Source organism: Longimicrobium sp. (assembly GCF_036280135.1).
Classification (GTDB): domain Bacteria; phylum Gemmatimonadota; class Gemmatimonadetes; order Longimicrobiales; family Longimicrobiaceae; genus Longimicrobium.
On the sequence record NZ_DASURI010000820.1, the window covers coordinates 1 to 5,187 of the forward strand.

Sequence of the window (5,187 nt, forward strand, 5' to 3'; positions counted from 1 at the left end):
CGCGGGAACTCAGCGCGCGGGCGGGATCACGCACTCCGGCGACCAGATTCTTCAGTCGGCCGGCGCCATGCGCATCGCGGGCGGGATGGATCCAGTCGGCGCCGGCCTCCGCTCAGAATGACAGGCCGGGACGGAAACCGATTTCACGGCTTCCCGCCCCGCGCGCGCGATGCTACCTTCCGGGCCGCCTTTTTTCCCCGGCCCGGAGCGCAGCGTGGACCAGATCGAGAGCCAGTTCTACACCGAGCGCGAGATCCGCGACCTCACGGGCGCGGTGGACCAGCTTCGCAACGGCCGCGAGGCCGTGCTGCGCGACTGGATGGAGCGCGTGCGCGCCAACCAGGCCATGGTCACCGGCCAGGCCCTGGCGGAGCCGCTGCTGCTGGATCACGTGCCGCAATTGTTCGACGCCATCCTGGACCGGCTGGAGATCAACCGCTCGCGCGAGGACGCCGAGCAGTTCGCCATGGTGCACGGCTTTACCCGCCGGCTCAGCGGCTACAACATCGCCGAGACGGTGCTGGAGCTGCTGATGTTTCGCCGGGCCATCTGGGCCCACCTCACGGCCGTGGGCGCCGCGGTAGAAGGCGCGTACGCCGCCATGGAGCAGATCGACGGCATGGTGGACCGCGCCGTGCTGGCCTCGCTCAACGCGTTCCTGGACCCCACGGCCACGCTGCTGGAGCGTGACGGCGACGCGGCGGACAAGCCGGCCGACGGGGAGAGCGCGCCGCCCGGCGCGTGATCCCGGCCCGCCTCTTCCATCGGCCGGACGAGGCGACAGGCGGACGGAAGCTCATCCGCCGCATCCTTTTGCAGTGTTAGCGGAACCGATACCGCCCCCTCGCGGGTACGTACGGCTTCCCGAAATTCTCGGAACCTGCATCACCCGTACGTGCGCAAGATCATGCGTTCCCCCACCATGCCCCTTCGCGCCGCCGCCCTGCTGGCCGCCGCGCTGCCCCTGCTCGCCGCCGCCTGCGACGACGGCGGCTCCGGCCCGGACCGCCTGGCGCCCGGCGACGTGGCCGGCGTGTACAACCTGTGCGAGCTGCGCTTTACGCCCGGCAACACCATCCTGCCCGCGGCGGACCTGATGCAGACGGTGGTGGACACCACGCCGCCGGCCGGCCGCCCCGAGGCCACGGTGTCGCTGGCCGCCAGCGGCGTGTACGACCTGGTCTACACGCGCCAGAGCGACTCCTTCCTGCGGCAGATGCAGGGCTCGCTGAGCTACGGCACCAACACGGTGACGCTCAACATGCCCGGCACCAGCACCGTGGCCGAGGAGCTGCTGCTGCCGCGGCCGCTGACGCTCACGGTGCTGGAGGGCACCAGCATGCGGCTGGTGGCGCAGACGCAGTTCTCGTACAGCGTCACGCGCGAGGACTACGCCCGGGCGCGCAACGCCAGCCCGTCGGGGCTCGCGCCCACCATCGAGGGCAGCGCCAGCGTCGTCCTTTCCGCCGCGCCCTGCTCCTGACGCGGCGGGCCGGCGGGCGGTTATCTTGAAGGATGGATGATTCCGGTCCGGGCCCGGCGCCGCAGGTGGCGCGGGCCCGCGCCGTTGAAAACGCGGGAGTGAACGGTTTGCGACGCATCTGGATGGCGGCGCTGGCGCTGGCGGCATTCGCCGCGCCGGCCGCCGCGCAGGACGACGCCTGGAACGCGCCGCGCGCGCTGGAGCTCATCCAGCGCGCGCAGGAGCGCCGGCAGGTGGCGCTCAGCGACACCGGCATGGTGGACTACCAGGCCGACGCGCGGGGGTACATCTACTTCTACCTGGACCGCCGCGACACGGGCGAGCGCACCCTGGTCAAGACCGACCAGGTGGCGCTGGACGTGTTCTGGAAGGCGCCCAACCTGTCCAAGCAGCGCATCATCGGCCTGCGCGACCAGCGCGACCTGCCCACCAACATCCACTACCACGAAGACCACCTCACGGTGGTGCAGGACAACTTCGGCGACCTCATCCGCCTGGGCGACGGCGACGAGGTGCGCGACGTGCTGCACCCCGCCGCGCCAGCCGGGCCCAGCATCTACGACTACCGGCTGTCGGACAGCACGAGCATCCGCCTGCCCGGCTCGGCGGAGCCCGTGCGCGTCTACAAGCTGCAGGTGCGGCCGAAGGACCCATCGCGCCCGGCGCTGGTGGGCTCCGTGTTCGTGGACCGCCGCGGGGGCGACATCGTGCGGATGGAGTTCACGTTCACCCGCGTGAGCTACGTGGACGAGCAGCTGGACTTCATCAACGTCCTGCTGGAGAACGGGCTGTACAAGGGCCGCTTCTGGCTGCCCAACCGGCAGCAGGTGGAGCTGCGCCGCGAGCTGCCCGAGCTGGACCTGCCGGCCGGCGGCATGATCCGCGGCACCATGCAGATCAGCAACTACCGCTTCAACCAGGGGCTGGCGGACGCCCTGTTCGCCGGGCGGCGCGTGGTCTCCGTTCCCGTGGCGCAGCGGGAGAGCTTCGCGTTCGAGCAGGGGATCCACGAGGAGCTGCGCGAAGTGGGCCTGAGCGCCGAGGGCGAGCTGGGCGACGTGCGCCGCGAGGCCGCCGAGCTCATCGGCCGGCGGCTGCTGAGCGGCCTGCCGGGGACGCAGATCGCATTTCGCACGGCGTCGGGCACGCTCCGCTACAACCGCGCGGAGGGGCTCGCGCTCTCCGCCGGCGCGCGCTACAACCCGTCGGAGCAGGTGTCGCTGGGCATCCGCGGCGGCGTGGCGCTGGGGCGCATGCGTCCGTTCGCCGAGGCGGAGGTGTCGCGTGGGGCCCTGCCGGACCGGACGGGCCTGGCCGCGTACTTCGAGCAGCCGCGGGACCTGGGCGGGTTCAACGTCATCTCCGGCGCCATGAACTCGCTGTCGGCGCTGCTGGCCGGCTACGACTTCTCCGACCCGTACTTCGTCAGCGGCGCGGAACTGCGGGCGGACCGGGCCCTGGGGGCGCGGTGGAGCGGCGCGTTCCGCCTGCGCGTGGAGGACCAGGAGAGCGCCGTGCGCGAGACGGACTTCTCCCTGCTGGGCGGATCGGGCAACTTTCGCCCCGTGGCGCCCATCGCCGAGGGCACCTTCTACGGCGGGTCGGCCTACCTGCGCAGAGCCCTGCCGGCGGAGGTGGCGCGCGGTGTTTCGCTGGGGCTGGGCGTGGACGGCGGCCGGCTGGACGGCGCGGACGCGGACCACGCGTGGATTCGCCCGCGGCTGGACCTGGGCTGGGTGAGCCGCGGCGGCGCCGGCCAGGAGCTGGCGCTGGACGCCTCCGCCGGGGGCGTGCTGGGCGACACCCCCCAGCAGGCGCGCTTTCTCGTGGGCGGGCGCGGGACGGTGCCGGGCTACGCGTTCCGCGCCTACGGTGGCGACCGGTTCGGCCTGGCGCGGGCCACGTACGCGGCGGACCTGGTGCCCAACCTGGTCCGCGGGCGGGTGTTCGCGGCCGGCGGATGGGTGGACGACAACCGCTCGCCGTCGCCCTTTGGCCCGGTGGATCTGGGCGGGCGGACGGGTGAGCTGGTGTCCGTGGGCGCGGGGTTGGGCTTGTTCTTCGACATCATCCGCGTGGACGTGGCGCGCGGCCTCACGGACGGCGGGGTGTGGGAGGTGATCGTGGAGGCCAACCCGTCGTTCTGGGACTTCCTGTAGAAGACGTGCGTGAGTGCCGCTTCACCACTTCCGCACTCACGCCCTTCCGCACTCACGCACTCAAAAGCCATGCGTCCCGACGTGATCGACGCATTCCACCTCCCCGCGATCGAGCACCCGCGTACCAACACGTGGGCGTACGGGCGCGGGGAGGATGCGTTCGAGGTGCGCATCCCCCGCCTGTCGCCCGTGGACCTCAAGCGGCAGGTGGAGGCGCTGTCCATCGCCCGCGACCGTCTGCTGGCCGACCGCCCCGTGGCGGAGATCGTGGGCGTGGTGGACCGCGTGGCCGCGCGGTTCCTGGACCCGGAGGACCCGCTGCGCCGCGCGGCGGAGCGGGCCCTGCCGGCCGTGACGAGCTACTCGCCGGCCATGATCCGCCTGGTGCTGGACCGCATGGCCGCCGACTGGCGCGCGCCCCGGCTGCGCGAGCTGCTGCGGGCGGAGTTCGGCGATCCGCGCGTGCTGGACGGATTCGTCCCCGCGCCACGCGCGCACGGCCGGCAGGCGGCGTTCGGACCGCGGCTGGCCGTGCACGTATTCAGCGGCAACGTGCCGGGCGTGGCCGTCACGTCCATCATCCGCTCCCTGCTGGTCAAGGCCGGCACGCTGGGCAAGGCGGCGGTGGGCGAGCCCCTGCTGGCGGCGCTGTTCGCCCGCGGCGTGGCGGAGGCGGACGCGGAGCTGGGCGCCTGCCTCGCCGTGACCTACTGGGCCGGCGGCGACGAGATGATGGAGCGCGCGGCCCTGGACGCGGCGGACGCCGTGATCGTCTACGGCGGCGCGGAGGCCGTGGCATCCATCCGCGCGAAGACGCCCACGACGGCGCGGTTCCTGGGCTACGGGCCCAAGGTGTCGTTCGGCGTGGTGGCCCGCGGCGCGTTGACGGAGGAGGGCGCGCGCGAGGCGGCCCGGGGGGCGGCGCTGGATGCGTCCACGTTCGACCAGCAGGGATGCGTGTCGCCGCACCTGTTCTACGTGGAGCAGGGCGGGGCCGTCGATCCGGAAGCGTGGGCCGCGATGCTGGCGGAGGCCATGGCCGAGACGGAGGGGACGCTGCCGCGCGGCGTCCTGGCGCCCGGCGAGTCGTCCGCCATCCGCCAGCTGCGGGGCGAGGCGGAGTTCGCCGAGGCGGGCGGCGGCGGCCTGCGCCTGCACGCGTCGGTGGAGGGGACGGCGTGGACGGTGGTCTACGATCCGCGCCCGGACTTTACGGCGTCGTGTCTGAACCGTGTCGTCCGCGTGAAGCCCGTGGCGTGCCTGGAAGAGGTGCCCGTGCTGGTGGAGCGGTTCAGCCCCGTGCTGCAGACGGTGGGTGTGGCGGGGAGTGCGGAGGAGACGCGGGCGCTGGCCATGGCGCTGGGGCGCATCGGCGCCAGCCGGTTCGCGCCGCTGGGGCGGATGGCGTGGCCGCCGCCCTGGTGGCACCACGACGGCCGCCCGCCGCTGCGGGACCTGGTGCGGTACGTGGACCTGGAGGAGTGACGTACGCGGCGGCTTTGGTGGGGTGACTGTTCCCGCGCTGGCCGTGTTCGCACGCTCCGT

At 73.0% G+C, this 5,187-nt stretch carries 4 protein-coding genes; all 4 read left to right on the plus strand.

The genetic code is table 11. The annotated features are described in order from the left end of the window. The first annotated feature begins 214 nt into the window (after positions 1-214). The 4 genes from VFZ20_RS26515 (at position 215) to VFZ20_RS26530 (ending at position 5,127) form a co-directional block, all read left to right on the plus strand. Positions 215-745 (plus strand): RsbRD N-terminal domain-containing protein, encoded by a 531-nt coding sequence (locus tag VFZ20_RS26515; protein ID WP_329686981.1) that lies wholly within the window; start codon positions 215-217, stop codon positions 743-745. Between the two features lie 150 nt (positions 746-895). Next, on the plus strand, positions 896-1,483 hold the full coding sequence (locus VFZ20_RS26520; protein ID WP_329686982.1) for a hypothetical protein: 588 nt from the start codon (positions 896-898) through the stop codon (positions 1,481-1,483). A gap of 107 nt (positions 1,484-1,590) precedes the next feature. Then, positions 1,591-3,642 carry a hypothetical protein gene (locus VFZ20_RS26525; protein WP_329686983.1) on the plus strand — a complete coding sequence of 684 codons (2,052 nt, stop codon included), beginning with the start codon at positions 1,591-1,593 and terminating at the stop codon, positions 3,640-3,642. Positions 3,643-3,711: 69 nt separating this feature from the next. Beyond that, positions 3,712-5,127, plus strand: coding sequence for an acyl-CoA reductase (locus VFZ20_RS26530; RefSeq protein WP_329686984.1), 1,416 nt, complete (start codon positions 3,712-3,714; stop codon positions 5,125-5,127). The last annotated feature ends 60 nt before the right edge of the window (positions 5,128-5,187 follow it).

Bases quoted from the DNA above. Each gene is read 5' to 3' on its own strand.
- VFZ20_RS26530 (WP_329686984.1), top strand. From the start codon at position 3,712: ATGCGTCCCGACGTGATCGACGCATTCCACCTCCCCGCGATCGAGCAC.